Raw genomic sequence first — 25,075 nt, 5'->3', positions numbered from 1 at the left:
GGGATCTCGGCCGGCCGATCAGGCCGACAAGATCGAGAAGGCCGGCAGGCCGGGCCCTGAAGCGCGGGAGAAGGCGGGGATGACCATGTGGGGGCATTTCTAATGAGTCTTTCCGGACTGCTCGACCTTGTCGTCGCCGATCCGCAACTCGCCGGTGCCCTTGAGCGCCACGGCGAGGACGTCAACCTGGTCGCGCCGCCCGCGCTGCGGCCGTTCGCCGTGGCCGCCCTCGCGCGCCGGCGGCCGGTCCTGGCCGTCACCGCGACCGCCCGCGAGGCCGAAGACCTCGCAGCCGCGCTCACCGGCCTGGTCGGCGACCACGCCGTCGCCGTCTTCCCGGCCTGGGAGACCCTTCCGCACGAACGGCTCTCGCCGCGCAGCGACACGGTCGGCCAGCGGCTGGCCGTCCTGCGCCGGCTGGCCCACCCTGTCCAGGGCGACGCCGCCGCCGGGCCGCTGGATGTCGTGGTCGCGCCGGTCCGGGCCCTGCTGCAGCCGCTCGTCGCCGGGCTCGGCGACCTTGAACCGGTGCGGCTGCGCTCCGGGGACGACGCCGATCTGGAGAACGTGGTCGAGCGCCTGGTCGGCAACGGCTACCACCGCGTCGACATGGTGGAGAAGCGCGGCGAGGTCGCCGTGCGCGGCGGGCTGCTGGACGTCTTCCCGCCCACCGAGGAGCACCCGCTGCGCCTTGAGTTCTGGGGCGACACCATCGAGGAGATCCGCTGGTTCAAGGTCGCCGACCAGCGCTCGCTGGAGGTCGCCGAGGGCGGGCTGTTCGCCGCGCCGTGCCGCGAGCTGCTGCTCACCGACGAGGTCAGGGTGCGGGCGGCCGAGCTGGCCGACCGGCATCCCGCGCTGAAGGACATCCTCGACCAGCTCGCCGACGGCATCCCCGTCGAGGGCATGGAGGCGTTCGCGCCCGTCCTGGTCGACGGCATGGACCTCCTGCTGGACCACCTCCCGGCCCGCGCGTCGGTGTTCGTCTGCGATCCCGAGCGCATCCGCGGGCGCGCCGTCGAGCTGGTGCGCACCAGCCAGGAGTTCCTCGAGGCGTCCTGGATCAACGCCGCCGCCGGCGGCGAGGCGCCGATCGACCTCGGCGCGGCGGCCTTCCGCGACCTGGAAGAGGTGCGCCGCCACGCCCGCGAGCTCGGCCAGTCGTGGTGGACCATCGCCCCGTTCGCCACCACCGACCAGCCCTCGGGCGGCCAGGCCCCCGCGGCGCCCCCCGCGTCGAGCGGCGACGTCTACGGCGAGAGCGAGATCGTCGAGCTGTCCGCGCGCGAGGCCGAGGCCTACCGGGGGGACACCCAGCGCGCGCTCGGCGACATCAAGGGATGGCTCGGCGAGGGCCGCGCGGTCGTCCTGCTCAGCGAGGGCCACGGCCCCGCCGAGCGCATCGTCGAGCTGCTCAAGGGCGTGGACGTCGCCGCCCGCCTGGTGCCCGGCCTCGAGACCGCCCCCGGCAAGGACGTCGTGAGCGTCACCACCGGCCGGGTCGAGCACGGGTTCGTCGGCGACGCGGTCGCCGTCCTGACCCACCTCGACCTGGTGGGGCAGAAGGCCTCCACCAAGGACATGCGGCGCCTGCCGTCCCGGCGCAGGAACATGGTCGACCCGCTCCAGCTCAAGGTCGGCGACCACGTGGTCCACGGGCAGCACGGCGTCGGGCGCTACGTCGAGATGGTCCAGCGCTCGGTGCAGGGCGCCACCCGCGAATACCTGGTCATCGAGTACGCCAAGGGCGACCGGCTGTACGTGCCGACCGACCAGCTCGACGAGGTCACCCGGTACGTCGGCGGCGAGTCGCCCACGCTCAACCGCATGGGCGGCGCCGACTGGGCCAAGGCCAAGTCCCGCGCCAAGAAGGCCGTCAAGGAGATCGCCGGCGAGCTGATCCGCCTCTACAGCGCCCGCATGGCCTCGCCCGGGTACGCCTTCGCCGCCGACACCCCCTGGCAGCGCGAGATGGAGGACGCCTTCCCCTACGCCGAGACGGGTGACCAGCTCGAGGCCATCGACGAGGTCAAGCGCGACATGGAGCGCGCGGTGCCGATGGATCGGCTGATCTGCGGCGACGTCGGCTACGGCAAGACCGAGATCGCCGTGCGGGCGGCGTTCAAGGCCGTGCAGGACGGCAAGCAGGTGGCCGTCCTGGTGCCCACCACGCTGCTGGTCCAGCAGCACCTGTCGACCTTCGGCGAGCGGTTCGCGAGCTTCCCCGTGGTGGTGAAGCCCGTGTCGCGGTTCCAGAGCGACGGCGAGGTCAGGGCCACCCTGGACGGCCTCAAGGACGGCGCCGTCGACATCGTGATCGGCACCCACCGGCTGCTCAACCCCGACATCCGCTTCAAGCAGCTCGGCCTCATCATCGTCGACGAGGAGCAGCGGTTCGGCGTCGAGCACAAGGAGGCCATGAAGCACATGCGCACGCAGGTGGACGTGCTCGCCATGTCGGCGACGCCGATCCCGCGGACGCTGGAGATGGGCCTCACCGGCATCCGCGAGATGTCCACCATCCTCACCCCTCCGGAGGAGCGGCACCCGATCCTCACCTTCGTCGGCCCCTACGACGAGAAGCAGATCGCCGCCGCCGTCCGCCGCGAGCTGATGCGCGACGGCCAGGTCTTCTTCGTGCACAACCGGGTCTCCTCGATCAACAAGGTGGCCGCCCGTCTGCGCGAGCTGGTTCCCGAGGCCCGGGTGGCCGTCGCCCACGGCCAGATGAACGAGCAGCAGCTCGAGAAGATCATGGTCGGCTTCTGGGAGCGCGACTTCGACCTGCTGGTCAGCACGACGATCGTCGAGTCCGGCCTGGACATCCCGAACGCCAACACCCTGATCGTCGACCGCGCCGACAACTACGGCCTGTCGCAGCTCCACCAGCTCCGCGGCCGGGTCGGCCGGGGCCGCGAGCGGGGCTACGCCTACTTCCTGTACCCGCCGGAGGCCCCGCTCACCGAGACCGCCCACGAGCGGCTGGCCACGATCGCCCAGCACACCGAGATGGGCGCCGGCATGTACGTCGCCATGAAGGACCTGGAGATCCGCGGCGCCGGGAACATCCTCGGCGCCGAGCAGTCCGGCCACATCGCCGGCGTCGGCTTCGACCTGTACGTCCGGATGATGGCCGAGGCCGTGCAGGAGCAGAAGGCCAAGCTGTCGGGCCAGGAGGTCGTCGAGGAGCGCCCGGACGTCAAGGTCGAGCTGCCGGTCAACGCCCACATCCCGCACGACTACGTCACCTCCGAGCGGCTGCGCCTGGAGGCCTACAGGCGCATCGCCGCGGTGGGCGACGGCGCCGACATCGTGGCCGTCCGCGAGGAGCTCGTCGACCGGTACGGGCGCCCGCCGCAGGAGGTGGACAACCTGCTGGAGGTTGCCCGCTTCCGCGTCCACGCCCGCCAGGCCGGCCTGACCGACGTCGCGCTGCAGGGCCAGCACATCAGGTTCGCCCCGGTCACGCTGAGAGAGTCCCAGCAGGTCCGCCTGGACCGGCTGTACCCCAAGGCGATCCTCAAGGTGGCCGCCGAGACGCTGCTGGTGCCGGTGCCGAAGACCCGTCCGCTCGGCGGGCAGCCGCTGCGCGACCTGGACCTGCTGAAGTGGTGCACCGACCTGGTCGAGGCCATGTTCCTGGAGCCCGCGCGGGCGGCCGGTGGCCAACGAGCACATCGATGAACGGACCTGCGCGCGGTTTGAGTAGAGTAGCCGCGTCTGTCGAAGGGACCGCTAGTGAAGTCGAATCCTGTGCGCCTGCTCCTGGCCGCCGCGGCCGCGTGCGTCGCGCTGACCGCCTGCTCCTCGCCCGTGCAGGTCGGCACGGCGGCCACCGTCGGCGGCGAGCGCATCAGCAACGGCCGGCTGGACTCCGAGATCCGCGAGTACCAGGCGGCGCTGAAGCAGGCCAAGATCAACGAGTCGCAGCTCCAGATGCCCTCGATCCCGCGCGCGGTGCTGCTCCAGCTGATCTACTTCAGCCAGTTCGAGCAGTTCGCCCAGCGCACCGGCCTCACCATCAACGAGGGTGACGTCGACAAGTTCATCAACGAACAGGGCGGCATCGAGAAGGTCGGCCCGGCCATGCTCGGCAGGGGCGTCCCGCCGTCGGAGGTCCGCAAGTGGGTCCGCACCTCCCTGACCTACCAGAAGGGCCTCGAGCGATTCGGGGCCAACCTCACCGACCAGGCCTCCGTCCAGGCCGCGCAGCAGAAGCTGTTCCAGCAGCTCGACTCCATCCCGGTCAAGGTCTCCCACCGCTACGGCACCTGGGACACCGAGCAGGGCCTGGTCGAAGAGGCGCGCTTCGGGGCTCCGGCCCAGGGCGCGGCCCAGCCGGCGCCGCCCGCCGCCCAGTAGACACATGCCCCTCCTCGTCGTCACGACGTCGCCCAGGGTGGCTCCGGGCCTGCTGAGCGGGCGGGCGTGGGCGGCCCTGGGCTCCGGGCGGGTGCTCACCGGCTCCGGTGACCACCCGCTGCTGCCCTACCTGGCCGAGGAGGACATCCCGGTCGAGGTCGTGACGCCCGACCCGGCGGCCCTGGCCCGCGAGGGCCGCGACGGCACTGTGGTGTGGCTGGCCGCCCAGGACGGCGACGAGCAGCTCATGCGCGCCATCGGCCACGCCGCGCTCGGCATGGACGATCCGCCGGTCATCGAGCTGGTCCCGGGCTCCTACGACCTGCCGGGGGCGCGGGTGCTCGACCTGGTGGCCGTCATGGACCGGCTGCGGCGCTCGTGCCCGTGGGACGCCGAGCAGACCCACGAGTCCCTCCTGCCGTACCTGCTGGAGGAGTCCTACGAGGTCATGGAGACCATCGAGGACGGCGACCACGCCGCCCTGCGCGAGGAGCTCGGCGACCTGCTGCTCCAGGTGGTCTTCCACGCCCGGCTGGCGCAGGAGCGCTCCTCCGAGAACGGCGGTTTCGACGTCGACGACGTCGCCGCCGGCATCGTCGACAAGCTCGTCCGGCGCCACCCCCACGTCTTCGCCGACACGGTGGTCGAGGGCGCCGAGGACGTCAGCGCCAACTGGGACGCCATCAAGGCCGCCGAGCGGGCCGCCAAGGGCTGGGAGTCGGTGCTCGACGGCGTGCCGATGGGCCAGCCCGCGCTGTCGCTCGTGAGCGGGCTGCAGAGCCGCGCCGAGCGCTCCGGGGTCCCCGACTCGCTCGGGCGCGCGGTCGGGCAGGGCATCGGGCGCGAGCTGTTCGACCTGGTGCGCCGGGCGCGCGCCGCCGGCATCGACCCCGAGGCCGAGCTGCGTGCGGCCGCCCGCGCCTACCGCGACCGGGTGCACGCCTGGGAACGCTCCGAGGGGCGCCCGGAGCAGTAGGCGGCGCGTCCGGGTTCGGTGTGAGGCCGGGGGCGGCGGGTGTCCGCAAACGGTTCGAGGCGAGAGCGGCGAGCGTCCGGGAGCGGTGTGAGGCGGAAGCGGCGGGCGTCCGCGTCCCGGTCGTCCCGGGTTCACCCGAGTGTGGGCAACCAGACACCTGATCCGCGGGCGCGGCATCCGTACCCGCCGGTAGACCCCGATAGGCTCGTGAGGCAAACCGTCCGCAACCGCATCGCGTACGACGGTGCGGTGATGGGTTCCGGGGGCCCGTCCCCGGGCTACTGACTCATAGGAGCGCTTCGTGGCTGCCATCGAGGCCGTTACCGCCCGCGAGATTCTCGACTCACGGGGCAACCCGACGGTCGAGGTAGAGATCCTGCTCGACGACTACAGCACCGGGCGCGCGGCCGTCCCGAGCGGTGCCTCCACCGGCCAGTTCGAGGCCGTGGAGCTGCGCGACGGCGACGAGCGTTACGCGGGCAAGAGCGTGCAGAAGGCCGTGCTCAACGTCACCGACGAGATCGCCGACGAGATCATCGGGTTCGACGCCGAGGAGCAGCGGCTCGTCGACCAGACCATGATCGACCTCGACGGCACGCCCAACAAGGGCCGGCTCGGCGCCAACGCCATCCTCGGCGTCTCCCTGGCCCTGGCCAAGGCCGCGGCCGACAGCGCCGACCTGCCGCTGTTCCGCTACGTGGGCGGGCCGAACGCCCACATCCTGCCCGTCCCGATGATGAACATCCTGAACGGCGGCGCGCACGCCGACAGCAACGTCGACATCCAGGAGTTCATGATCGCGCCGATCGGCGCCGAGACCTTCTCCGACGCCGTGCGCATGGGCGCCGAGACCTACCACGTGCTCAAGAAGGTGCTCAAGGAGAAGGGCTACTCCACCGGCCTCGGCGACGAGGGCGGGTTCGCCCCCAGCCTGCCGAGCAACCGCGACGCGCTCGACCTGATCCTCGTCGCCATCGAGAAGGCCGGCTACACCCCGGGCGAGGACATCGCGCTGGCCCTGGACGTGGCCGCCACCGAGTTCCACTCCAAGGGCGTCTACACCCTCGACGGCAAGGGCCACGGCTCCGACGAGCTGATCTCCTTCTACGAGGACCTGGTCCGCTCCTACCCGCTGGTCTCCATCGAGGACCCGCTGGACGAGGAGGACTGGGAGGGCTGGAAGGCCATGACCGCCGCGCTCGGCGGCAAGGTCCAGATCGTCGGCGACGACCTGTTCGTCACCAACCCCGAGCGCCTCGAGCGGGGCATCGCCGAGGGCGCGGCCAACGCCCTGCTGGTCAAGGTCAACCAGATCGGCACCCTGTCGGAGACCCTCGACGCCGTCGACCTCGCCCACCGCAGCGGCTACCGCTCCATGATGAGCCACCGCTCCGGCGAGACCGAGGACACCACGATCGCCGACCTGGCCGTGGCCGCCAACTGCGGTCAGATCAAGACCGGCGCCCCGGCGCGGTCCGACCGCGTGGCCAAGTACAACCAGCTTCTCCGCATCGAGGAACTTCTCGACGATGTCGCCCGCTACGCGGGTCGCGGAGCTTTTCCGCGCTTCCAGGGCTAGTTTCTTCCGTACGGCTTGCGCGCTTATGGGCGCAAGCCGTACGGACCCGGGAGGACCATGAAGAAGCGACCGCAGTTGACGGGACGGGCCGCGATCCTGGCGGTCGTCGTGTGCGCGATCGCCATGAGCCTCGCCTATCCGGTGCGCGAGTACGTCGCGCAGCGACGCCAGATCGCCCAGCTGGAGAGGCAGCAGGCCCAGGCGCTGAAAGACCTCCAGGAGCTGGCCGAGCGCAGCCGGCGGCTCGACGACCCCGCCTACATCAGGCAGCTCGCCAGGGGCCGGTTGCACTACTGCGGCGACGGCCGCCAGACGTGCTACGTCCTGCTGGACCCGGCGAAGAAGGCCAAGAAGCCCGCGGCCGGGGCCACGCCGCAGTCCGCGCCCCCGTGGTACCAGACATTGTGGGAGTCCATCGAGGCCGCCGACCGCGGCACCGGCCAGAGCGTCGAACTCGGCGCCCGCACCCCCGCCCCCTGACCTCGCACGCTCGGCCGAGCCCGACTCGGCGGCGTGGCGGTGACCGGAGTCGGCGGTCGCCCTCGAACATGAAGAAGCGACCGCAGTTGACGGGACGGGCCGCGATCCTGGCGGTCGTCGTGTGCGCGATCGCCATGAGCCTCGCCTATCCGGTGCGCGAGTACGTCGCGCAGCGACGCCAGATCGCCCAGCTGGAGAGGCAGCAGGCCCAGGCGCTGAAAGACCTCCAGGAGCTGGCCGAGCGCAGCCGGCGGCTCGACGACCCCGCCTACATCAGGCAGCTCGCCAGGGGCCGGTTGCACTACTGCGGCGACGGCCGCCAGACGTGCTACGTCCTGCTGGACCCGGCGAAGAAGGCCAAGAAGCCCGCGGCCGGGGCCACGCCGCAGTCCGCGCCCCCGTGGTACCAGACATTGTGGGAGTCCATCGAGGCCGCCGACCGCGGCACCGGCCAGAGCGTCGAACTCGGCGCCCGCACCCCCGCCCCCTGACCTCGCACGCTCGGCCGAGCCCGACTCGGCGGCGTGGCGGTGACCGGAGTCGGCGGTCGCCCTCGAAATGGTGCCTTCGGCGCAGTTTCCCAGGCGACCCTCGCCGCCGCCAGCTCGGCGCCGCCGCGCGGGCACCCCGATGCCCGTCAGGGTATGTGAGCAGGCTGTGGCCCTCTCCCGCCTTCCACCGTCGGAGTATGTGAGCGCGCCGTACCTATCCCTCGCCTTCAGCGTGGGTGTTTCCGGCGCCGAGGCGGTGGGAAGGTGGTCGGCGATTCCGGCGCCGTCGTACGGCGGCCAAGGCTTCAGGCGCATGCCGGGGAGTTGACCGGTCCTGTCCGCTCCTCAACGCCGCCTCCCAGATCGCTGGACGTCCGGGGAGCGCGAGGGGCCGGCAGGCCTCTCGCCGGGGGCTCGGGGGCGTGCCCCCGAAACAGCACAGCCCGAGCGCCGCTTGCGCGAAGCGCGCCGAAGCTCGGACCGTGCCCTTCGTGGCTTGTGCGGGTCCGATCGGAGCTTGTGTGAAGCGCGCCAAGGCTGGTGGCCGTGCTCTGTGGTCTCTGGGCATCGGTGCTCGTGGGGTGCTGGATACTTACGTGTCCGGGTTTTCGGTCCGGGTGTGCCCGACGGGCCTGCCCGTCGTTCTCAGGGGGAGTGCGCGATGGTCGATCCGGCCGACACGGCCGCCGGAGGCCGGGAAGGGGCGCCGGAGGTGGACCCGGCGGACGCCGCCGTGGTCGAACGGCAGCTCGGCCGCCCGCCGCGAGGCCTGCGGGCCGTGGCCCACCGGTGCCCGTGCGGACTGCCCGACGTCGTCGAGACCTCCCCGCGGCTGGCCGACGGCTCGCCGTTCCCCACGCTGTTCTACCTGACCTGCCCGAGGGCCGCCTCTGCCATCGGCACACTGGAGTCCTCCGGGCTCATGAAGCGCATGCAGGCGCGGCTGGCCGAGGACCCGGCCCTGGCCGAGGCGTACGCGAAGGCGCACGCCGCCTACGTCGAGAGACGCGACCAGGCCGCCGCCGAGGACGGCCTGGAGCCCCTGCCCCGCGACATGCAGAGTGCCGGCGGCATGCCCGACCGGGTGAAGTGCCTGCACGCCCTGGTGGGCCACGAGCTGGCCATGCCGGGCACCAACCCCTTCGGCCGCGAGGCCCTCGACGCTCTGCCCGAGTGGTGGAGCGACGGGCCCTGCGTGCCGACCGGCCCCGACGAGCCCGAGGAGGGCGCATGACCCGCGTGGCGGCCATCGACTGCGGCACCAACTCCGTTCGCCTGCTGATCGCCGACCTCACCGGCGACCCGGCCGCCGGGCGGCTCGTGGGCGTCGAGCGGCGCATGGAGATCGTCCGCCTTGGCGAGGGCGTCGACCGCACCGGGCGGCTGGCCCCCGAGGCGCTGGAGCGCACGTTCACCGCGATGCGCGGCTACGCCAAGCTGATCAGGGAGCACGGCGCCGAGCGGGTGCGCGTGGTGGCCACCAGCGCCACCAGGGACGCCGCCAACCGCGCCGACTTCGTCACCGGCGTGCGCGAGATCTTCGGCGTCGACCCCGAGGTGGTCACCGGCTCGGAGGAGGCCCACCTGTCCTTCCTCGGCGCCATCGCCGGGCTCACGGGCGTCCAGGCTCCCGTGCTGGTGGTGGACATCGGCGGCGGCTCCACCGAGTTCGTCCTGGGCTCAGCCGACGTGGAGGCCGCGATTTCGGTCGACATCGGCTGCGTCCGCCTCACCGAGCGCCACTTCGCGGCGGCCGGCGCGCGTCCCGGGGCCGGGTCTGCGGCCGTGGCGGCGGCGAGCGCCGACATCGAGGCGGCGCTCGACCGGGTGGCCGAGGCCGTGCCGGTGGGCCGGGCGCGCACGCTGATCGGCCTGGCAGGGTCGGTGACGACGGTCGCGGGCATCGCCCTGGATCTGCCCGCCTACGACCCCGAGCGCATCCACGGCTCGCGCGTCCCGGCGGCCGCGGTGGGCGAGATCTCCCGGAGCCTGCTGGACATGACCCACGACGAGCGGGTGGCGATCCCGGTCATGCACCCCGGCCGGGTGGACGTGATCGGCGCGGGCGCGCTCATCCTCGACCGCATCGTCAGCCGGTTCGGCTTCGGCGAGGTCGTCGTCAGCGAACACGACATCCTCGACGGCATCGCCCGCGGCCTCGCCTCCTGACGGCCCGCCGAGGCGCTCAGCGCCGGCGGGCCAGAAGAAGCTCCATGGCCTCGTGCGGGGCCTTGGCCGGTGATCCGGCGTCGAAGGGGGGCTGGGGGTCGTACTCGATGGCGAGTTGGGCGGCCTCGGCCGCCGTCCGGCCGGCGATGCGCTCGAACAGCGTCAGCGCCATGTCGATGCCGGAGGACACCCCGGCGGCCGTCACGATCTTGCCCTGGACGACGACGCGCTCGGGCGTGTAGGTCGCGCCGAAGGCCTCGAGCGTTTCGACGGCGCCCCAGTGGGTCGTGGCGCGGAGCCCTTCCAGCAGGCCGGCGCCGCCGAGGATCAGCGACCCGGTGCACACCGAGGTCGTCCAGGTCGTGCCGTCGTGCAGCCGCCGGATCCACGCGGTGAAGGCCTCATCACGCATCATCGTCCGCGCTCCCGGTCCGCCGGGGACGACCAGGACGTCGCAGGAGTCCACCTCGGCCGGCGTGGCGGTGGCGGACAGGGCCAGCACCCCGACGCCGTCTCGGACGGGGCCGGCCTCCGGGGCGGTGAACACCACCTGGGCCTCCGGCAGCATCCGGAGCACCTCGTAGGGGCCGACGACGTCGAGAGCGGTGAAGCCTTGGAAGAGCGGGATGACGATTCGCATGGTGAGTCCTCGGTCGGTGGTCCGGTCGGGTGCCGCCGGGCTTCGGCGGCCCTCGACGTCGTGGCGGTGACGACAGGCGTCATGATGATCCTGCCAAAGGCGGCGAGCGCGGCGCGGGTGGCCGCGGAGTGGTCGGGGCATGCTCGGGTGGCCGCGGGGTGGTCAGGGCATGCCGGGGTGGCTGGCACGATCGGGGTATGAGCTTTGTTCCCCCTGGCAGTGGCTGGCCGGAGGATCCGGCCGGGCCGGACACCCCTGTGGCCGGCACGCCCGAGGAGGTCGCCGATCTCGCCCGCACGAGCGGCACGCTCGCCGAGCTGACCGCCCGGCAGTCGGTGTGCCGGGCGTGTCCCCGCCTGGTCGAGTGGCGGGAGGAGGTCGCGGAGGTCAAGCGGCGGGCGTTCATGACGGAGACCTACTGGGGCAGGCCCATCGCCGGCTGGGGGGACGACAAGCCGCGCGTCCTGCTCGTCGGGCTCGCACCGGCGGCGCACGGCGGCAACCGCACGGGCCGGGTCTTCACCGGTGACCGCAGCGGCGACTGGCTGTTCGCCTCGCTGCACCGCACCGGGCTGGCGGCGCTGCCCACCAGCACGCACGCCGGGGACGGGCAGCGGCTGCTCGGCGCGCGCGTGGTCGCGGCCGTCCGCTGCGCCCCGCCGGCCAACAAGCCGACGGTCGAGGAACGGGCGGCGTGCTTCCCGTGGCTGGCCCGGGAGCTGGAGCTGGTCGCCGATCCGCTGCGCGTCATCGTCGCCCTCGGCGGGTACGCCTGGCAGGCCCTGTGGCCCGCGCTGCGGCAGGCCGGGTACACGCTGCCGAGCCGCAGGCCGCCGTTCGGGCACGGCGCCGAGGTGGAGATCGCGCACGGCGGCGCGCCGGTGCGCCTGCTGGGGTGCTATCACCCGAGCCAGCAGAACACCTTCACCGGGCGGGTGACCGAGGAGATGCTCGACGCGGTCTTCGCCCGCGCGGTGGAGCTCTCGGGCTGACGCCCGCGCCCGAGGCAACGGGCCCGCCGTCCTCGCGACGGCGGGCCCGTTCCGTTCCGCGGACGTGCTGACTTGGAGTGAAGTTCGTCACTAGACGAAAGTTTTGCCGAACTTCTGTGGAGAAACCCCTGCTCACGAGGCTAGTTTCGGAAAAATCGCCAAAGTTTGATGCCTGGCGGGATTGGCGTCGATAGGCAACCGTGACGTAAGCTTGTGAATGGTTTCACAAGCGACCATGCCGCGAAGGGGCACTCACGTGGACCAGAAGGCGAAGCACATCCTGATCGTCGGCGGAGGGTACGTCGGCCTCTACACGGGCCTGCGGCTGCAGCGCCAACTGCGCGACGAGCTGCGCTCCGGGCGCGTCCGCATCACGATCGTCAGCCCGCAGTCCTACATGACCTACCAGCCGTTCCTGCCGGAGGCCGCGGCCGGCAACCTGTCGCCGCGCCACGTCGTCGCGCCGCTGCGCCGGGTGCTGAACCGCGTCCGCATCCTGAACGGCAAGGTCACCAAGGTGCACCACGCCAACAAGTCCGTGACGTTCGAGCCCAGCACCGGCCCGGCCAAGGAGCTCACCTACGACGTCCTGGTCATGGCGGCCGGCTCGGTCTCGCGCACGCTGCCCATTCCGGGCCTGAAGGACGCCGCCATCGGCTTCAAGACGGTCGGCGAGGCCATCGCGCTCCGCAACCGCGTGCTCGCCCTGTTCGACCGGGCCGACTCCACCGACGACGAGCAGGTGCGGCGCAGGGCGCTGACCTTCGTCGTGGTCGGCGCCGGCTTCGCGGGCGTCGAGGCGCTGGCGGAGCTGGAGGACATGGCGCGCGACGCGGTGCGCTACTACGACACCCTCAGCGAGAGCGACCTGCGCTGGGTGCTCGTCGAGGCCAGCGACCGCATCCTGCCCGAGGTGGGCCCCGAGATGGGCAAGTGGACGCTGGAGGAGCTGCGCGAGCGGGGCATCGAGGTCAAGATGCGCACGCTGCTTGAGTCCTGCGAGGGCGGCCACGTGATGCTGTCCGACGGCGACCGCTTCGAGTCGGCCACGATCGTGTGGACGGCGGGCGTCAAGGCGAGTCCCGTCGTCAACGCGGGCGACCTGCCGCTGGACGAGCGGGGGCGCATCAAGACCACGACGCGGCTCACGGTCGCCGGCGTCAAGGACGCCTTCGCGGCCGGCGATGTCGCGGGCGTGCCCGACATGACCAACCCCGGGCAGTTCTGCGCGCCCAACGCCCAGCACGCGGTGCGGCAGGCCAAGGTGCTCGCCGACAACATCGTCCGGCACCTCAAGGGCCGCCCGCTGCGGGAGTACCGGCACAAGTACGTCGGTTCGGTGGCCGGGCTGGGGCTGCACAAGGGCGTCGCGAACGTCTACGGCGTCAAGCTTCACGGATTTCCTGCGTGGTTCATGCACCGCACCTACCATCTGTCCCGGGTGCCTACGTTGAACCGCAAGGTCCGCGTGGTGGCCGACTGGACGCTCGCGCTCTTCTTCAAGCGGGAGACCCTCTCACTGGGTGAGATCGAGTCTCCGCGTGAGGAGTTCAAGGCGGCCGCCGCCACCGGCTGACCGCTTCTGGTACGGCTCGCGCCCGAGGACCTCGGGCGCGAGCCGTACCGTTGTCTGTAGGCATAACAAGGATGCGTGGTGGAATTGGGCTACTTGAGCGGTCTGTTGTTCATTGCCCGAGTCGCGGGGGCGTGCGACGTATACGGTTATCTTGCGGACTACGGAAGGAAGAGCGGAGACGTGGGCTCTGACCCGTTACGCAAGTGTGGTCCGTTACGTATGATTACGGCGCCCCCGTAGCCCAATGGCAGAGGCAAACCCCTTAAAAGGGTTCCAGTGTGGGTTCGAGTCCCACCGGGGGCACTCTGCCGGCTATATGAAACACCCCGTGATAGTAACGACGGGGCTCTTGCCCCTATAATTGTTGGTTCGCCACCCGGAGCCGCGTGTTTATCCCCGGCCTCCGTGCGGGTCCCGCGGGCCCTGCTCCGTCCGTCCTGGGCAATCGTTACCGTCTTGTGTCCTGCCGCGGCGCCGTCCCGGCGCTCCCGCCGGTGGCGCCGCTATTCGCCGCCCGGCCCGTCGATGATCTACGCACGGTAATTGCTTATAAGCGATAAAGTCACCATAAATAGGGTAGCGGTCAACAATGGTGGAAAAATCCACCTACGGCGGAGGTTAGGGACGGGACAGAACCTCCCATTCCAGTGACGGTACGTCCCGCGAAGCCCCGAGTCCGCCATCGGACGCCGACCTCGCCGGTCGGAGAAGTCACGGGAGCGCCGTCCGGGCGGACCGCGGTGATCCAACCGCAACATGCGGGGCGGAACTCAGGTGGAGAGTCGGTCGTTGTACTCGTTGCCGCCGGAGGCCGGGATGCCGTCCCCGGCGGCGCAATACGGCAGGGTCGTCCTGACCGCCATGACCGATGACGAGTTTTCGCGTGCAAGCGGCATCCCCTGTGAGGCTCGACGAGCAGGGTGATCGCAGGTCGCAGTGGAGGCAGTGATGCAGAGCAGGAACCCGGTCCTCAACCGGCTGGGTAAGAACAACCGTCAGTCGTGGGCGGGCCCGACCGCCAGTCCGCAGTACCTGCAGGAGATGTACAACACTCCGTCGTACGCTCCGCCGACCGCGACGCGGCCGATGACGATCGACGATGTCGTCGTCCGGGGCTTCATCACGCTCGGCACCCTCGTGGTGTCCGCGGCGCTCGCCTGGTACCTCAACCTGGGTCTCGCGGTGGCCATGCCGGCGGCGATCGTCGGCCTGGTGCTCGGCCTGATCGTCTCGTTCCGGCAGAGCACGAACCCGGCGCTGATCCTCGGCTACTCCGTGGCCTACGGCCTGGCCATCGGGGTGATCAGCAACGCCTACAACTACATCTACGAGGGCATCGTCTTCCAGGCGGTGCTCGGCACGATGGTCGCCTTCGGCGGCACGCTCGCGGTGTACGCGCTCAAGATCTTCCGGCCGACGCCGAAGTTCACCAAGTTCGTCGTCGCCGCCGGCTTCGCGGCCGTCGGCCTCATGCTGGTCAACTGGGTCGCGGGCTTCTTCACCGACGGCGGTCTCGGACTGCGCACCGACAGCCCGATCGGCTGGGTGTTCAGCGTCGCGATGATCCTGCTCGGCTGCTTCTTCCTGCTGCTGGACTTCGACTCCATCGAGCAGGGGGTGCGCGCGGGCGTCCCCGAGAAGTACTCCTGGCTGATGGCCTTCGGTCTCACGGTGAGCCTGGTGTGGCTCTACCTGGAGATCCTGCGCTTCATCAGCTACTTCTTCAACAACGATTAGATCCTCGCCACGCACGCCCCGCCCGGTCCCGGGCGGGGCGTCCGTATTTGCTGGTTCCTGACCGAAAACCGGCATGGCAAGCGTAGGTATGGGTATGCCAACGCGCTGCGACCAATGATCTACCTGGTGAGATGCAAGTCTGGCCTTTGGGCCCTTGCCATCACGGGGCTGGTGATGCAGTGTCGAGCAAAAGAGGCTTCACTCATGGAGGTGCCCATGTCGTTGAACCACTCACCGGAGACGCAGAACAAGCTGATCGCCAGGGTTCCGGACATCACCGGACGCGCACTCCCAGAGTGGTTCCAAGCCATCGACAACGGCCCGTCGTTCCTACGCTGCGATGAGCGGGCCAACTGGCTCGCCGACGAGCACGGGCTGACCCACGGCTACGCCGCCGCGATCGTCATCGAGCACGAGCGGCAACGCCGTTCCCGCATGGGCTTCATGTAAGTCCTGCAGTCCCAGCGCCCACGTCACCGTCTGGCGTGGGCGCCGTTCTGTGCCAGGGGCCGGCGCCCGCCGTGACGTCCCTCCGCCGGCATGGATCATCATGGAGACATGGATCTCGACAAGGCCCGTGAATTCCTCCGCGCCAACCACCGCGCGGTGATGCTCACCTACCACCCCGACGGCCGCCCGCAGATGTCACCGGTGACGGTCGGCGTGGACGCCGACGGGTACGCGGTGGTCAGCACCCGGGAGACCGCGGCCAAGACCCGCAACCTCCGCCGTGACCCCAAGGTCGCGCTGTGCGTGATGAACGACGGCTTCTACGGCGACTGGATCCAGATCGAGGGCACCGCCGAGGTCGTCTCCCTGCCCGAGGCGATGGAGCACCTGGTCGGCTACTACCGCACCGTCGCGGGCGAGCACCCAGACTGGGACGACTACCGCGCGGCCATGACGCGGGACCGGCGGGTGATCGTCCGCATCGACCTCACCCGCGCCGGCCCCGACGTCCACGGCTGACCGTCCCTCGCCGGGCGTTCGCGAGCGACCCTCGGCCCCGACGTCCACGGCTGACCGCCCCCGGCCGGGCGTCCACGGCCCCAGGGCCGCGTGGCGCGCCCGGTCGCCGGGGAGGCGTCTAGTTGAGGCGCTCCAGCACCATGGCCATGCCCTGGCCGCCGCCGACGCACATCGTCTCAAGGCCGATCGACTTGTCGTGGAAGCGCAGGCCGTTGAGCAGCGTGGAGGTGATGCGGGCGCCCGTCATGCCGAACGGGTGCCCGACGGCGATCGCGCCGCCGTTGACGTTCAGCCGGTCGAGGTCGATGCCGAGCTCCTGGTAGGACGGGATCACCTGCGCGGCGAACGCCTCGTTGATCTCCACCAGGTCGACGTCGGAGATCGACATGCCGGCGCGGCCCAGCGCCTGCCGGGACGCCTCCACCGGCCCGAGGCCCATGATCTCGGGGGACAGGCCGGTGACGCCGGTCGACACGATGCGGGCCAGCGGTGTGATGCCCAGTTCGGCGGCCTTGACGTCGCTCATCACGATCACCGCGGCGGCGCCGTCGTTCAGCGGGCAGCAGTTGCCGGCCGTGACCGTGCCGTCGGGCCGGAACACCGGCTTGAGCTGCGAGACCGCCTCGTAGGTGGTGCCGGGCCGCGGGCCGTCGTCCCTGCTGACGACCGTGCCGTCGGGCAGCGTCACCGGGGTGATGTCCTGCTCCCAGAACCCGTTGGCGAGGGCCTTCTCTGCGAGGTTCTGCGAGCGGACGCCGAACTCGTCCTGCTCCTGGCGGCTCACGCCGCGCATGCCGGCGACGTTCTCGGCGGTCTGGCCCATCGCGACGTAGATGTCGGGCAGCCGCGCGTCCTGGCGCGGGTCGTGCCACACCGGCCCGCCGCCCTCGGCGCGGGCGTCGGTGCGCGTCTTGGCGTCCAGGAACAGCGGGTTGGTGGTGTCGGGCAGCGAGTCGGAGTTGCCCTTGACGAAGCGCGAGACGCACTCGACGCCGGCCGAGATGAACACATCGCCCTCGCCCGCCTTGATGGCGTGGAAGGCCATGCGGGTGGTCTGCAGCGAGGAGGAGCAGTAGCGGGTGACCGTGGTGCCGGGGACGCCGTCCAGCCCGAGCAGCACCGAGACCACCCGGGCCATGTTGAACCCCTGCTCGCCGCCCGGCAGGCCGCAACCGAGCATCAGGTCGTCGACCTCGTTGGGATCGAGCTGCGGCACCTTGTCGAGCGCGGCTTTGATCATCTGGACGGTGAGGTCGTCGGGACGGATGTCCTTGAGCGACCCCTTGAAGGCTCGGCCGATCGGCGAACGTGCGGTCGCGACGATGACTGCCTCGGGCATGTGGCTCTCCTGGGTTCGTGACAGGGCTCCCTCCAGCGGAGGTTACCGCGCGGTAGGGCCGTTGCCACGCGCCGGGGCGTCAAGAAACAGAACTATGTACGGCCAACACGTGCCGGGCCGCGCCGGCCTGTGCCCCGGCCCATGTGTCAGCCGTACATACCGGGAGCGGTGCCCGTGGCGTCCCGGACGGCGTGCACGGCGCCCTTCTCGTCGCGCCACAGGCGCCAGCCGTCCTGGCTGCCGGTGAACCACGCGGGCGGCGCGCCCGCCGCGCTCAGACGCCTGCCGGTGGCCAGGTCGAACTCGCACAGGGCCGCGACGGAGTAGAAGCCCTGGGCCGCCTCGCGCAGCGGCAGCGGCTTGGGGTCGGTCACGCAGAACGACCAGCCGTGCTGCCCTCGCACCGGGGCGGCCCGCCCGGAGGCCAGGTCGAACGCCGAGCCGGCGGTGCCGGGCTTGAGGAAGCCGAGCCGCCCCATGTCGCCCGGGAAGGCGAGCCACCAGCCGGTGCCGGGGACCTGCTCGGAGGTGATCTGCCCCGTCACGCGGCCGGTGCCGGGGTCGAGCCGGGCGAAGCCGCCGTACTGCCCCTGCTCGTCGACGGGACGCACGATCGGGGCGAGGCCGGGGCTGCCGCTGGGGTAGACGCGCACCACCGACGGACGCAGCCAGTTGACCCGGCCGTCCGCCAGCCGCACCGAGAAGACGCCGAAGGAGGAGGTGCGCTTCTTCTCGGGGTTGGTGTAAGGGGCGACGTAGCCGACCAGGTCGCCGCCGGTGGCGCCGAAGGCCCAGCCGCCCGACAGGTCGACGCCGGTGTTCAGCGCCTGCTCCACCGGAAGCCGCCACACCGGCTTGCCGGTCCTGACGTCGTGGGCGGACAGCACGGGGTGCCTGGCCATGCGGAGCATGACGACCCGGGCCGCGTCGGACCACTCGACCTCGGCGATGCCGGGCAGCCGCCACAGGGTGCGGCCGGTGAGCGGGTCCAGGACGACCATGCGGGCGGAGGCCAGGGCGGTGTTCTCCGACACGCAGAAGTAGGGCCCGCACCGCTGCGGGCCGAAGGTGGAGTGGATCGGGCGGGACCACCTGCGCTGCCCGGTCCGCGCGTCCACGGCGGCCAGGGACGCCGTCCATCTGCCCTGCGCGACCGGGTCCACCGCGGCGACGACCCCCTGGCCGGGGGCGGTGTCGACGGCGGCCGGGGGTTGCACGCCCATGCCCGGCAGGCGCCCGGCGATGGTGGCGGGGCGGGCCCACAGCTTCCGGCCGGTGACGAGGTCGAGGGCGGTGGTCTCCAGCGTGCCGTCCGCCCTCATGGAGGTCACCGCGGCGACACCGGCGGCCACGGTGGCGCGGCTGACGGCGTTGACCTCGTCGTTGCGCCAGGTCGGGTGCGTCTGCTCGCCGGCCGCCTTGCTGCTGGAGCAGCCGGCCAGGGCCAGGACCCCGGCGAGCGCCAGGGCTGGTTTCGCGAGAGACCGGATCACGGGCATTACCCTCCAATGCCGACATAGTGACGGCTGTATCGCGGAGGGTGACCGGGTCTAGGCGCTGCGAGGCATCGTCCCCGGCCGCCGACGAAGAATCATGGCCCATCTGCCGTGGGGGCCGGTCGCGCGGCCGGCGACGCGGGTCGCGGTGACCTCGGTGCCGGACTCCTCCGCGGCCTTGGCCGCCGCGAGGTAAATCGATTGCGATCCCTCGCCGCGCTCGGGCTCGGGCTCGGGCCCGAATCCCAACGCGGCGCATACAGAAGGTAGCACTACGTAAGCGGACCGTTGGTAACCTCGGGCAGATGGGTGATATCGATCAGGTCCGAACATCTCGTCCGGATATGTCGTGAATTCCGGGCCGAGGATGTCGGCGAAGGCCACCGTGCGGCCGCCCTCCTCGATCACCGCGACCGTCTGCGCCGCCGCGAGCTGCCGGCTCCACCGCTGCGTCATCCAGCGCAGCGGCTGGGCGATGGGACGGATCGTCCCGAGGTCGGGACAGGTGCCGACGACGACCTCCGCGTCCGCCTCGCGCAACCGCGCCACGGCCTCGCGCAGGTGCCCGACCGCGTCGCCGGGCCGGGTCTTGGTGGTCACGTCGTTGGCGCCGACGAAGATGACCGCGATCTCCGGGCGCGTCTTGAGCGCGCGGTCCACCTGGTGGGACAGGTCGGCCGACACCGCGCCCGACCGGCCGAACACGTCGAGCCGGACGGGCCGGCCGGCGGCCGCGGCCAGGCCTCTGGCGATGATCACGGCGGGGGTGTCCTCAGGATCGGACACGCCGAGCCCGACGGAGGTGGAGTCGCCCAGCATGACCATGGCGATGGGCCGGCCCTGCTCGGCCCCCGCCCGGCCGTAGAGCCCATCTGAGGCGGGGCCGTCCATGCCGTGCGGGCGGCCGACGATTCTGCGGGCGACCAGCGCCTCGGTGAACAGGACGGCGTACATGGCGGCTCCGAGCGCGGTCACTCCACCGCCGCCCAAGGCGGCCGCGGTGGCGATCCGGCGAGCGGCCCGTGCGGTCGCGGGCGTCCAGATCACTTCCGGTGTCCTTTCCTGGATCCGTTTGCTTCTGTGATGATTCCCATCCCGGCCGCGGTGCTCACAACGACGCGGTCGGCCGGTGAACGGCGGCCGACGAGGACCGCCGTGCGCCCGCACCCGTCTTTAGGGGCCCCCGACTCGTGGCGGCCCGTCCCCTGTGGTCCTGGTCGTGACGGTACGGTGAGGAATTGGAACCAGCCGGCCCCCGGATCACGCACCGGAAACCGGCATCAATCGGCACGCTGACACAGCTTCGGCAAATGAGGTGTTATTCCCGGTGCGCGTTCACGATTCGCTCATCGAGCTCATGGGCGACACTCCGCTCGTGCGGCTGCGCAAGGTCACGACCGGCATCTCGGCGCAGGTCCTCGCCAAGGTCGAGTACTTCAACCCCGGTGGCTCGGTGAAGGACCGCATCGCCCTGCGCATGGTGGAGGCCGCCGAGCGCTCGGGCGCGCTGCGGCCCGGCGGCACCATCGTGGAGCCGACCTCGGGCAACACCGGCATCGGCCTGGCCATCGTGGCCCAGGACCGCGGCTATCGCTGCCTGTTCGTGGTCCCCGACAAGGTCGCCCAGGACAAGATCAACGTGCTGCGCGCGTACGGCGCCGAGGTCGTGGTGTGCCCGACGGCGGTCTCGCCCGACCACCCCAACAGCTACTACTCGGTCTCCGACCGGCTGGTGCGCGAGGTGCCGAACGCCTGGAAGCCCGACCAGTACTCCAACCCCGAGAACCCCGAGAGCCACTATCGCTCGACCGGGCCGGAGATCTGGGAGCAGACCGAGGGGCGCATCACCCACTTCGTCGCCGGCGTCGGCACGGGCGGCACGATCAGCGGCACCGGGCGCTACCTCAAGGAGGTCTCCGGCGGCCGGGTGCAGATCATCGGCGCCGACCCCGAGGGCTCGGTCTACTCCGGCGGCTCCGGGCGTCCCTACCTGGTCGAGGGCGTCGGTGAGGACTTCTGGCCGGCGACCTACGACACCAAGATCGCCGACCGCATCGTCGCGGTCTCCGACAAGGACTCCTTCTGGATGACCCGCCGCCTGGCGCGCGAGGAGGCGCTGCTGGTCGGCGGCTCCTGCGGCATGGCGGTCGTGGCCGCCCTGCGGGTCGCGGCCGAGGCCGGTCCGGACGCCGTCGTGGTCGTCCTGCTGCCGGACGGCGGGCGCGGCTACCTGTCCAAGATCTTCAACGACGACTGGATGGCCGACTACGGCTTCCTGACCTCCTCCAGCGAGGAGGGGCTGGTCGGCGACGTGCTCGGCCGCAAGTCTCCCGGCCTGCCGGAGTTCGTGCACACCCACCCGCACGAGTCGGTCAGCACGGCCATCTCGATCATGCGCGAGTACAGCGTCTCGCAGCTTCCCGTCATGAAGGAGGAGCCGCCGGTCATGGCGGCCGAGGTGGTCGGCTCGATCGTCGAGCGCGACCTGCTCGAGGGGCTGTACCGGGGCAAGGTGCGCGGCGAGGACCCCATCGAGGACCACATGTCCGCGCCGCTCCCCATGGTCGGCGCGGGGGAGCCGGTCGCGGTCGCCATCGAGGCGCTGGAGAAGGCCGACGCGGCGGTCGTCCTGGACGACGGCAAGCCGATCGGCCTGATCACCCGCCAGGACCTGCTGGCCTTCCTCGCCAGCACGGTCAACGCCTGACCTTCGCCCCTCAGGAGGCGGTGGTCTCGCGGTCCGCGCGGTCGAGGGGGAACCAGGCGCGGACCTCCCATGCGCCGTCGGCGGCGGGGCCCGCGACGAGGTCGCCTCCGACGGCCTTGACCCGCTCGGCCATGCCGACCAGCCCGTACCCCCCGCCCATCTTGGACAGGCGGGGGTCGGCCGAGGTCCGCGGGTTGCGCACGCGCAGGGCCACCCCGCGTTCGGCCGGGCGCAGGTCGGCCGTCACCCAGGCCGCGTGGGGCGCGTGCCGCCGTACGTTGGTCAGGGACTCCTGGAGGACCCGGTGCAGGGTGGTGAGCACCTCCGGCGCCAGCGACGGCTCAGCGAGGCCCTGGCCCACGTCGAAGGCCACCTGCGGGCCCGAGGAGGAGAAACGCTCGACGAGCAGGCGCAGGTCGGCGAGCGTGGCCCCCGCGTTCCGCGAGGCGTCGTCCTCGGCCCGCAGGACGCCGACCAGGCGGCGCATGGACGCCAGCGCGTCGGCCCCGGCGCCGGCGATGGCGGAAAGGGCGGGCTCGACGGCGTCGGGCCGGTGGGCCGCCACCGCCTTGGCCGCCTGTGCCTGGACCACGATGCCGGTGATGTGGTGGGCGACCAGGTCGTGCAGCTCGCGCGCCAGCTCCAGGCGCTCGGCCCTGCGCACGGCGCTCACGGTCGCCTGACGGCGTTCCAGCTGGTAGCGCAGGTAGCTGCCGATGCCCATCGCGGCGGCCCAGGCGACGAACATCATGAACCCGAAGGCGAGGTTGGCCGAGGTCATCGGGCGCAGGCTCGCCAGCTGCAACGTGAGGGCCGACAGCACCGCCAGCAGCACCGCCGTGCGCAGCGGCCGGACCCAGCGCACGACGCCCACGGTGATCAGCAGGAGGGCGCCGGCCTCGGCCAGCCCGGGGTTGCCGTGGGAGCGCAGCGCGAGCACCGCGATGGAGACGGCCGCGGACATCGCCATCAGCAGCACCGCGCCCTGCGCGCGGTAGCGGTGGCGCAGCAGATAGGCTCCGATGCCGATGAGGCCGCACAGCGGGACCGCCGGCTGCGCCTTGCCGACCTGGAAGGCGATCACCGTGTCGACCGCCAGCAGCAGGCACAGGAACCCGACCAGCGTGATCTCGCTGAGCCGCTGGACGACGTGGACCAGCTGCGGGGTCTCCCTCACAGGCATCGAGGTTAACCGCCGTCCGGACATCCCGTATCGGCCGTTCGGCCGGTTTCCGAGGCCGTGCCCGCGCGGCGTTCGGGGGGCCCTGCCCGCGAAGTCGGGGGCCCTATTGCTCCCGGTCGGGGCGGCCGCGCGGGAAAACGGGGTTCACACGGCGCCGATCATGTGGTCGCGCCCGTGAGAGCGTCCGGCCGGCGGCGCGTTGCATCGACGTCGTGCGGCGGAGCGGGAGCCGCCGTCCGGAGTGCTCGGTCTCGGCACGGCCGGCGTTAGGGGTTCCCCGCGCCGCGCGCCCGCGAGCGCCGGGCCGATCCCGGCGTCATCGCGGATACGTCGTCCCCTGCCGCCGTTTCCCCCTCCGAGAGGGCGATACCGTGAAGTCATGATTGAAGGCTTTGAGACGCTGGCCATTCACGCAGGCCAGGAGCCCGACCCGCACACCGGCGCGGTCGTGCCCCCCATATACGCCGTGTCGACCTACAAGCAGGACGGCGTGGGAGGGCTGCGATCGGGGTACGAGTACAGCCGCTCGGCCAACCCGACCAGGGACGCGCTGCAGGAGTGCCTGGCGGCCATCGAGAGCGGGACGCGCGCCATGGCGTTCGCCTCCGGCCTGGCGGCCGAGGACGCCCTGCTCCGCACGATCTGCCGGCCCGGCGACCACGTCATCATCCCCGACGACGCCTACGGCGGCACCTACCGGCTGTTCGCCAAGGTCCTGGAGCGCTGGGGCCTGCACTTCGACCCGGTGCCGCTCGGCGACCTGGACGCGGTGCGCGCGGCGGTCCGGCCGGCGAGCACCAAGGCCATCTGGGTCGAGACCCCCACCAACCCGCTGCTGAACATCGCCGACATCGAGGCGCTGGCCTCCATCGCCCACCAGGCGGACGCCCGGCTGGTGGTGGACAACACCTTCGCCTCGCCGTACCTGCAGCAGCCGCTCGCCCTCGGCGCCGACGTGGTCATCCACTCGACCACCAAGTACGTCGGCGGGCACTCCGACGTGATCGGCGGCGCGCTCATCGCCCGCGACCGCGACCTCGGCGACGAACTGGCCTACCACCAGAACGCCATGGGCGCCGTCGCCGGCCCGTTCGACGCCTGGCTGACGCTGCGCGGCATCAAGACCCTCGCACTGCGCATGGAGCGCCACTGCGACAACGCCGAGCGGGTGGTCGACCTGCTGCTGTCGCACCCCAAGGTGACCCAGGTGCTCTACCCGGGTCTGGCGAGCCACCCCGGGCACGAGGTGGCGGCCAAGCAGATGCGGCGCTTCGGCGGCATGGTCTCCTTCCGCGTGGCGGGCGGCGAGGAGGCGGCCGTCGAGATCTGCAACCGCGCGAAGCTGTTCACGCTGGGCGAGTCGCTCGGCGGCGTGGAGTCGCTGATCGAGCACCCGGGGCGCATGACCCACGCCTCGGCGGCGGGCTCGCCGCTGGAGGTGCCCTCGGACCTGGTGCGCCTGTCGATCGGCATCGAGACCGCCGGGGACCTGCTGGCGGACCTCACCTACGCCCTCGGCGATTGAGCAGGACGACGCCGACCCCTGGCGCCGGCGGCGTCAGGGGTTGAACCACACCATCAGCACGAGGATCACCAGCCAGATGAGCGCGGTGATCGAGCCCAGAGTGGCGATGCGCCCGGTCTGCACCTTGGCGTCGTCCTCGGGCGTCTCGTTGGACAGGGCCCGGACGGCGGCGCGCTGGTCGCGTTCGATGATGACCAGCAGCACCGCCGCCACGACGAACAACGTCATCGAGATCGACAGGTAGGGCCGGCCCAGGGCGCTGCCGCCCAGCGCGATGCCGAACAGGAAGACGCCGAGGGTGAGGACGCCGAAGACGCGCGTCGTGCGGTGCAGATGACGCAGCACCCCGACGTCCTTGGCCCGGATGTATCGCGGCGTGAAACTGGTGGCGACCGTGACCGGCCCGATCGCGAAGATCGCGAAGCCGATGTGCAGCCACAGCAGAAGTTTGTCGAGGAACGACATGCCGCTGAGGCTACCGTCTCAGTGATCAGCGTGGGAACGGTGTGACGGGCGGCCGTGGACAATCATGGGACGCGGCTCAGGCGTTCGGGACGTTCGGGGCGTCCTGCGCCGCCTCCTCGGTGAGGGGCGGCTCGTCCACCGGCGGCCTGGCCTGCAGGTGGCGGTTGTTCACGGTGAGCTCGAACATCGCCACCGTGATGATCATGAGCGCCAGGAGAGCGATCGCGGCGAACATTGCACTCTCCTTTCATGACGGGCCGTTGCCGGCCGCTTTTGCGATGGCTTGGACCACCTCCAATAAATATCCTCCGGTATTGCATATCAGTCAGCAAGCGATTAACGAAGCGCATCGAATGCCCGGACCAAATCGGAGCGCGGTCCAGTGAAAT

At 71.3% G+C, this 25,075-nt stretch carries 22 protein-coding genes and 1 tRNA gene; 16 read left to right on the top strand and 7 right to left on the bottom strand.

Annotated features, from left to right (window positions below; all coding sequences use genetic code 11):
• Positions 1-102: 102 nt before the first annotated feature.
• The 8 genes from mfd (at position 103) to ACFQSB_RS22455 (ending at position 10,057) form a co-directional block, all read left to right on the top strand.
• On the top strand, positions 103-3,684 hold the full coding sequence (mfd, locus tag ACFQSB_RS22490) for a transcription-repair coupling factor (protein WP_380828859.1): 3,582 nt from the start codon (positions 103-105) through the stop codon (positions 3,682-3,684).
• 54 nt (positions 3,685-3,738) lie between these two features.
• A complete protein-coding gene (locus ACFQSB_RS22485; RefSeq protein WP_380828858.1) occupies positions 3,739-4,362 on the top strand; it encodes a SurA N-terminal domain-containing protein in 624 nt (207 codons plus the stop codon).
• 4 nt (positions 4,363-4,366) lie between these two features.
• Complete coding sequence (locus tag ACFQSB_RS22480) at positions 4,367-5,338, top strand: nucleoside triphosphate pyrophosphohydrolase (RefSeq protein ID WP_380828856.1); 972 nt, start codon at positions 4,367-4,369, stop codon at positions 5,336-5,338.
• Between the two features lie 301 nt (positions 5,339-5,639).
• On the top strand, positions 5,640-6,917 hold the full coding sequence (gene eno / locus ACFQSB_RS22475) for a phosphopyruvate hydratase (protein WP_354839916.1): 1,278 nt from the start codon (positions 5,640-5,642) through the stop codon (positions 6,915-6,917).
• Positions 6,918-6,974: 57 nt separating this feature from the next.
• A complete protein-coding gene (locus ACFQSB_RS22470) occupies positions 6,975-7,397 on the top strand; it encodes an FtsB family cell division protein (RefSeq protein WP_380828855.1) in 423 nt (140 codons plus the stop codon).
• 68 nt (positions 7,398-7,465) lie between these two features.
• Positions 7,466-7,888: an FtsB family cell division protein gene (locus ACFQSB_RS22465; RefSeq protein ID WP_380828855.1), complete on the top strand. Its 423-nt coding sequence runs from the start codon at positions 7,466-7,468 to the stop codon at positions 7,886-7,888.
• Between the two features lie 661 nt (positions 7,889-8,549).
• The gene (locus ACFQSB_RS22460; protein ID WP_380828853.1) at positions 8,550-9,122 is read left to right on the top strand and encodes a DUF501 domain-containing protein; all 573 of its coding nucleotides are present in this window, start codon (positions 8,550-8,552) and stop codon (positions 9,120-9,122) included.
• Positions 9,119-10,057, top strand: a complete 939-nt coding sequence (locus tag ACFQSB_RS22455) for a Ppx/GppA phosphatase family protein (protein ID WP_380828852.1) — start codon at positions 9,119-9,121, stop codon at positions 10,055-10,057. The genes ACFQSB_RS22460 and ACFQSB_RS22455 overlap by 4 nt, the downstream gene beginning before the upstream one ends.
• Positions 10,058-10,073: 16 nt before the next feature.
• On the opposite strand, the gene ACFQSB_RS22450 is transcribed toward ACFQSB_RS22455, so the two are convergent.
• Positions 10,074-10,697 (bottom strand): DJ-1/PfpI family protein, encoded by a 624-nt coding sequence (locus ACFQSB_RS22450; protein ID WP_354839926.1) that lies wholly within the window; start codon positions 10,695-10,697, stop codon positions 10,074-10,076.
• A 197-nt stretch (positions 10,698-10,894) separates the two neighbouring features.
• Between ACFQSB_RS22450 and ACFQSB_RS22445 the strand changes: the two genes are divergently transcribed.
• The 6 genes from ACFQSB_RS22445 (at position 10,895) to ACFQSB_RS22420 (ending at position 15,971) form a co-directional block, all read left to right on the top strand.
• Positions 10,895-11,689, top strand: coding sequence for a uracil-DNA glycosylase (locus tag ACFQSB_RS22445; protein ID WP_380828850.1), 795 nt, complete (start codon positions 10,895-10,897; stop codon positions 11,687-11,689).
• 217 nt (positions 11,690-11,906) lie between these two features.
• Complete coding sequence (locus tag ACFQSB_RS22440; RefSeq protein WP_380828849.1) at positions 11,907-13,265, top strand: NAD(P)/FAD-dependent oxidoreductase; 1,359 nt, start codon at positions 11,907-11,909, stop codon at positions 13,263-13,265.
• 230 nt (positions 13,266-13,495) lie between these two features.
• Positions 13,496-13,568: transfer RNA gene (locus ACFQSB_RS22435), tRNA-Leu, on the top strand.
• Positions 13,569-14,213: 645 nt separating this feature from the next.
• On the top strand, positions 14,214-15,002 hold the full coding sequence (locus tag ACFQSB_RS22430; protein ID WP_354927485.1) for a Bax inhibitor-1/YccA family protein: 789 nt from the start codon (positions 14,214-14,216) through the stop codon (positions 15,000-15,002).
• Between the two features lie 216 nt (positions 15,003-15,218).
• On the top strand, positions 15,219-15,452 hold the full coding sequence (locus ACFQSB_RS22425) for a DUF4287 domain-containing protein (protein ID WP_248961667.1): 234 nt from the start codon (positions 15,219-15,221) through the stop codon (positions 15,450-15,452).
• A 108-nt stretch (positions 15,453-15,560) separates the two neighbouring features.
• Positions 15,561-15,971 carry a PPOX class F420-dependent oxidoreductase gene (locus tag ACFQSB_RS22420; protein WP_380828846.1) on the top strand — a complete coding sequence of 137 codons (411 nt, stop codon included), beginning with the start codon at positions 15,561-15,563 and terminating at the stop codon, positions 15,969-15,971.
• A 118-nt stretch (positions 15,972-16,089) separates the two neighbouring features.
• Here the strand turns inward: ACFQSB_RS22420 and ACFQSB_RS22415 are convergent, their stop codons facing one another.
• From ACFQSB_RS22415 to ACFQSB_RS22405, 3 genes are all read right to left on the bottom strand, one after another.
• Positions 16,090-17,310, bottom strand: coding sequence for an acetyl-CoA C-acetyltransferase (locus tag ACFQSB_RS22415; protein ID WP_380828845.1), 1,221 nt, complete (start codon positions 17,308-17,310; stop codon positions 16,090-16,092).
• Positions 17,311-17,456: 146 nt separating this feature from the next.
• Entirely contained in the window at positions 17,457-18,809 is a 1,353-nt protein-coding gene (locus tag ACFQSB_RS22410; protein WP_380828844.1) for an outer membrane protein assembly factor BamB family protein, read from the bottom strand.
• A gap of 51 nt (positions 18,810-18,860) precedes the next feature.
• Positions 18,861-19,853 carry an SGNH/GDSL hydrolase family protein gene (locus ACFQSB_RS22405; RefSeq protein WP_380828843.1) on the bottom strand — a complete coding sequence of 331 codons (993 nt, stop codon included), beginning with the start codon at positions 19,851-19,853 and terminating at the stop codon, positions 18,861-18,863.
• A gap of 280 nt (positions 19,854-20,133) precedes the next feature.
• On the opposite strand from ACFQSB_RS22405, the gene ACFQSB_RS22400 reads away from it, so the two are divergent.
• Entirely contained in the window at positions 20,134-21,513 is a 1,380-nt protein-coding gene (locus ACFQSB_RS22400; RefSeq protein ID WP_354839956.1) for a cystathionine beta-synthase, read from the top strand.
• 10 nt (positions 21,514-21,523) lie between these two features.
• Here the strand turns inward: ACFQSB_RS22400 and ACFQSB_RS22395 are convergent, their stop codons facing one another.
• Positions 21,524-22,690: a sensor histidine kinase gene (locus ACFQSB_RS22395; RefSeq protein WP_380828841.1), complete on the bottom strand. Its 1,167-nt coding sequence runs from the start codon at positions 22,688-22,690 to the stop codon at positions 21,524-21,526.
• Positions 22,691-23,075: 385 nt separating this feature from the next.
• On the opposite strand from ACFQSB_RS22395, the gene ACFQSB_RS22390 reads away from it, so the two are divergent.
• Positions 23,076-24,221, top strand: a complete 1,146-nt coding sequence (locus tag ACFQSB_RS22390; RefSeq protein ID WP_380828840.1) for a cystathionine gamma-synthase — start codon at positions 23,076-23,078, stop codon at positions 24,219-24,221.
• Positions 24,222-24,254: 33 nt separating this feature from the next.
• Here the strand turns inward: ACFQSB_RS22390 and ACFQSB_RS22385 are convergent, their stop codons facing one another.
• Together ACFQSB_RS22385 and ACFQSB_RS22380 are read right to left on the bottom strand one after the other, a co-directional pair.
• The gene (locus ACFQSB_RS22385; protein WP_354839964.1) at positions 24,255-24,686 is read right to left on the bottom strand and encodes a hypothetical protein; all 432 of its coding nucleotides are present in this window, start codon (positions 24,684-24,686) and stop codon (positions 24,255-24,257) included.
• 76 nt (positions 24,687-24,762) lie between these two features.
• Positions 24,763-24,921, bottom strand: coding sequence for a hypothetical protein (locus ACFQSB_RS22380; protein WP_354839967.1), 159 nt, complete (start codon positions 24,919-24,921; stop codon positions 24,763-24,765).
• Between the last annotated feature and the right edge of the window lie 154 nt (positions 24,922-25,075).

The sequence above is a fragment of the Sphaerisporangium rhizosphaerae genome (assembly GCF_042665155.1).
Taxonomy (GTDB): domain Bacteria; phylum Actinomycetota; class Actinomycetes; order Streptosporangiales; family Streptosporangiaceae; genus Sphaerisporangium; species Sphaerisporangium rhizosphaerae.
The sequence above is the reverse complement of the archived record's forward strand: the minus strand, read 5'-3'. Positions and strand labels throughout refer to the sequence as shown.

Excerpts from the sequence above, each read along its gene's own strand:
- ACFQSB_RS22455 (WP_380828852.1), top strand. The coding sequence starts at position 9,119 with ATGACCCGCGTGGCGGCCATCGACTGCGGCACCAACTCCGTTCGCCTG.
- ACFQSB_RS22430 (WP_354927485.1), top strand. The coding sequence starts at position 14,214 with ATGCAGAGCAGGAACCCGGTCCTCAACCGGCTGGGTAAGAACAACCGT.
- ACFQSB_RS22420 (WP_380828846.1), top strand. The coding sequence starts at position 15,561 with ATGGATCTCGACAAGGCCCGTGAATTCCTCCGCGCCAACCACCGCGCG.
- ACFQSB_RS22410 (WP_380828844.1), bottom strand. The coding sequence starts at position 18,809 with ATGCCCGTGATCCGGTCTCTCGCGAAACCAGCCCTGGCGCTCGCCGGG.
- ACFQSB_RS22380 (WP_354839967.1), bottom strand. The coding sequence starts at position 24,921 with ATGTTCGCCGCGATCGCTCTCCTGGCGCTCATGATCATCACGGTGGCG.
- ACFQSB_RS22450 (WP_354839926.1), bottom strand. The coding sequence starts at position 10,697 with ATGCGAATCGTCATCCCGCTCTTCCAAGGCTTCACCGCTCTCGACGTC.
- ACFQSB_RS22460 (WP_380828853.1), top strand. The coding sequence starts at position 8,550 with ATGGTCGATCCGGCCGACACGGCCGCCGGAGGCCGGGAAGGGGCGCCG.
- ACFQSB_RS22385 (WP_354839964.1), bottom strand. The coding sequence starts at position 24,686 with ATGTCGTTCCTCGACAAACTTCTGCTGTGGCTGCACATCGGCTTCGCG.
- ACFQSB_RS22470 (WP_380828855.1), top strand. The coding sequence starts at position 6,975 with ATGAAGAAGCGACCGCAGTTGACGGGACGGGCCGCGATCCTGGCGGTC.
- ACFQSB_RS22465 (WP_380828855.1), top strand. The coding sequence starts at position 7,466 with ATGAAGAAGCGACCGCAGTTGACGGGACGGGCCGCGATCCTGGCGGTC.
- ACFQSB_RS22445 (WP_380828850.1), top strand. The coding sequence starts at position 10,895 with ATGAGCTTTGTTCCCCCTGGCAGTGGCTGGCCGGAGGATCCGGCCGGG.
- ACFQSB_RS22390 (WP_380828840.1), top strand. The coding sequence starts at position 23,076 with ATGATTGAAGGCTTTGAGACGCTGGCCATTCACGCAGGCCAGGAGCCC.
- ACFQSB_RS22415 (WP_380828845.1), bottom strand. The coding sequence starts at position 17,310 with ATGCCCGAGGCAGTCATCGTCGCGACCGCACGTTCGCCGATCGGCCGA.
- mfd (WP_380828859.1), top strand. The coding sequence starts at position 103 with ATGAGTCTTTCCGGACTGCTCGACCTTGTCGTCGCCGATCCGCAACTC.
- ACFQSB_RS22440 (WP_380828849.1), top strand. The coding sequence starts at position 11,907 with ATGGTTTCACAAGCGACCATGCCGCGAAGGGGCACTCACGTGGACCAG.
- ACFQSB_RS22480 (WP_380828856.1), top strand. The coding sequence starts at position 4,367 with ATGCCCCTCCTCGTCGTCACGACGTCGCCCAGGGTGGCTCCGGGCCTG.
- ACFQSB_RS22425 (WP_248961667.1), top strand. The coding sequence starts at position 15,219 with ATGTCGTTGAACCACTCACCGGAGACGCAGAACAAGCTGATCGCCAGG.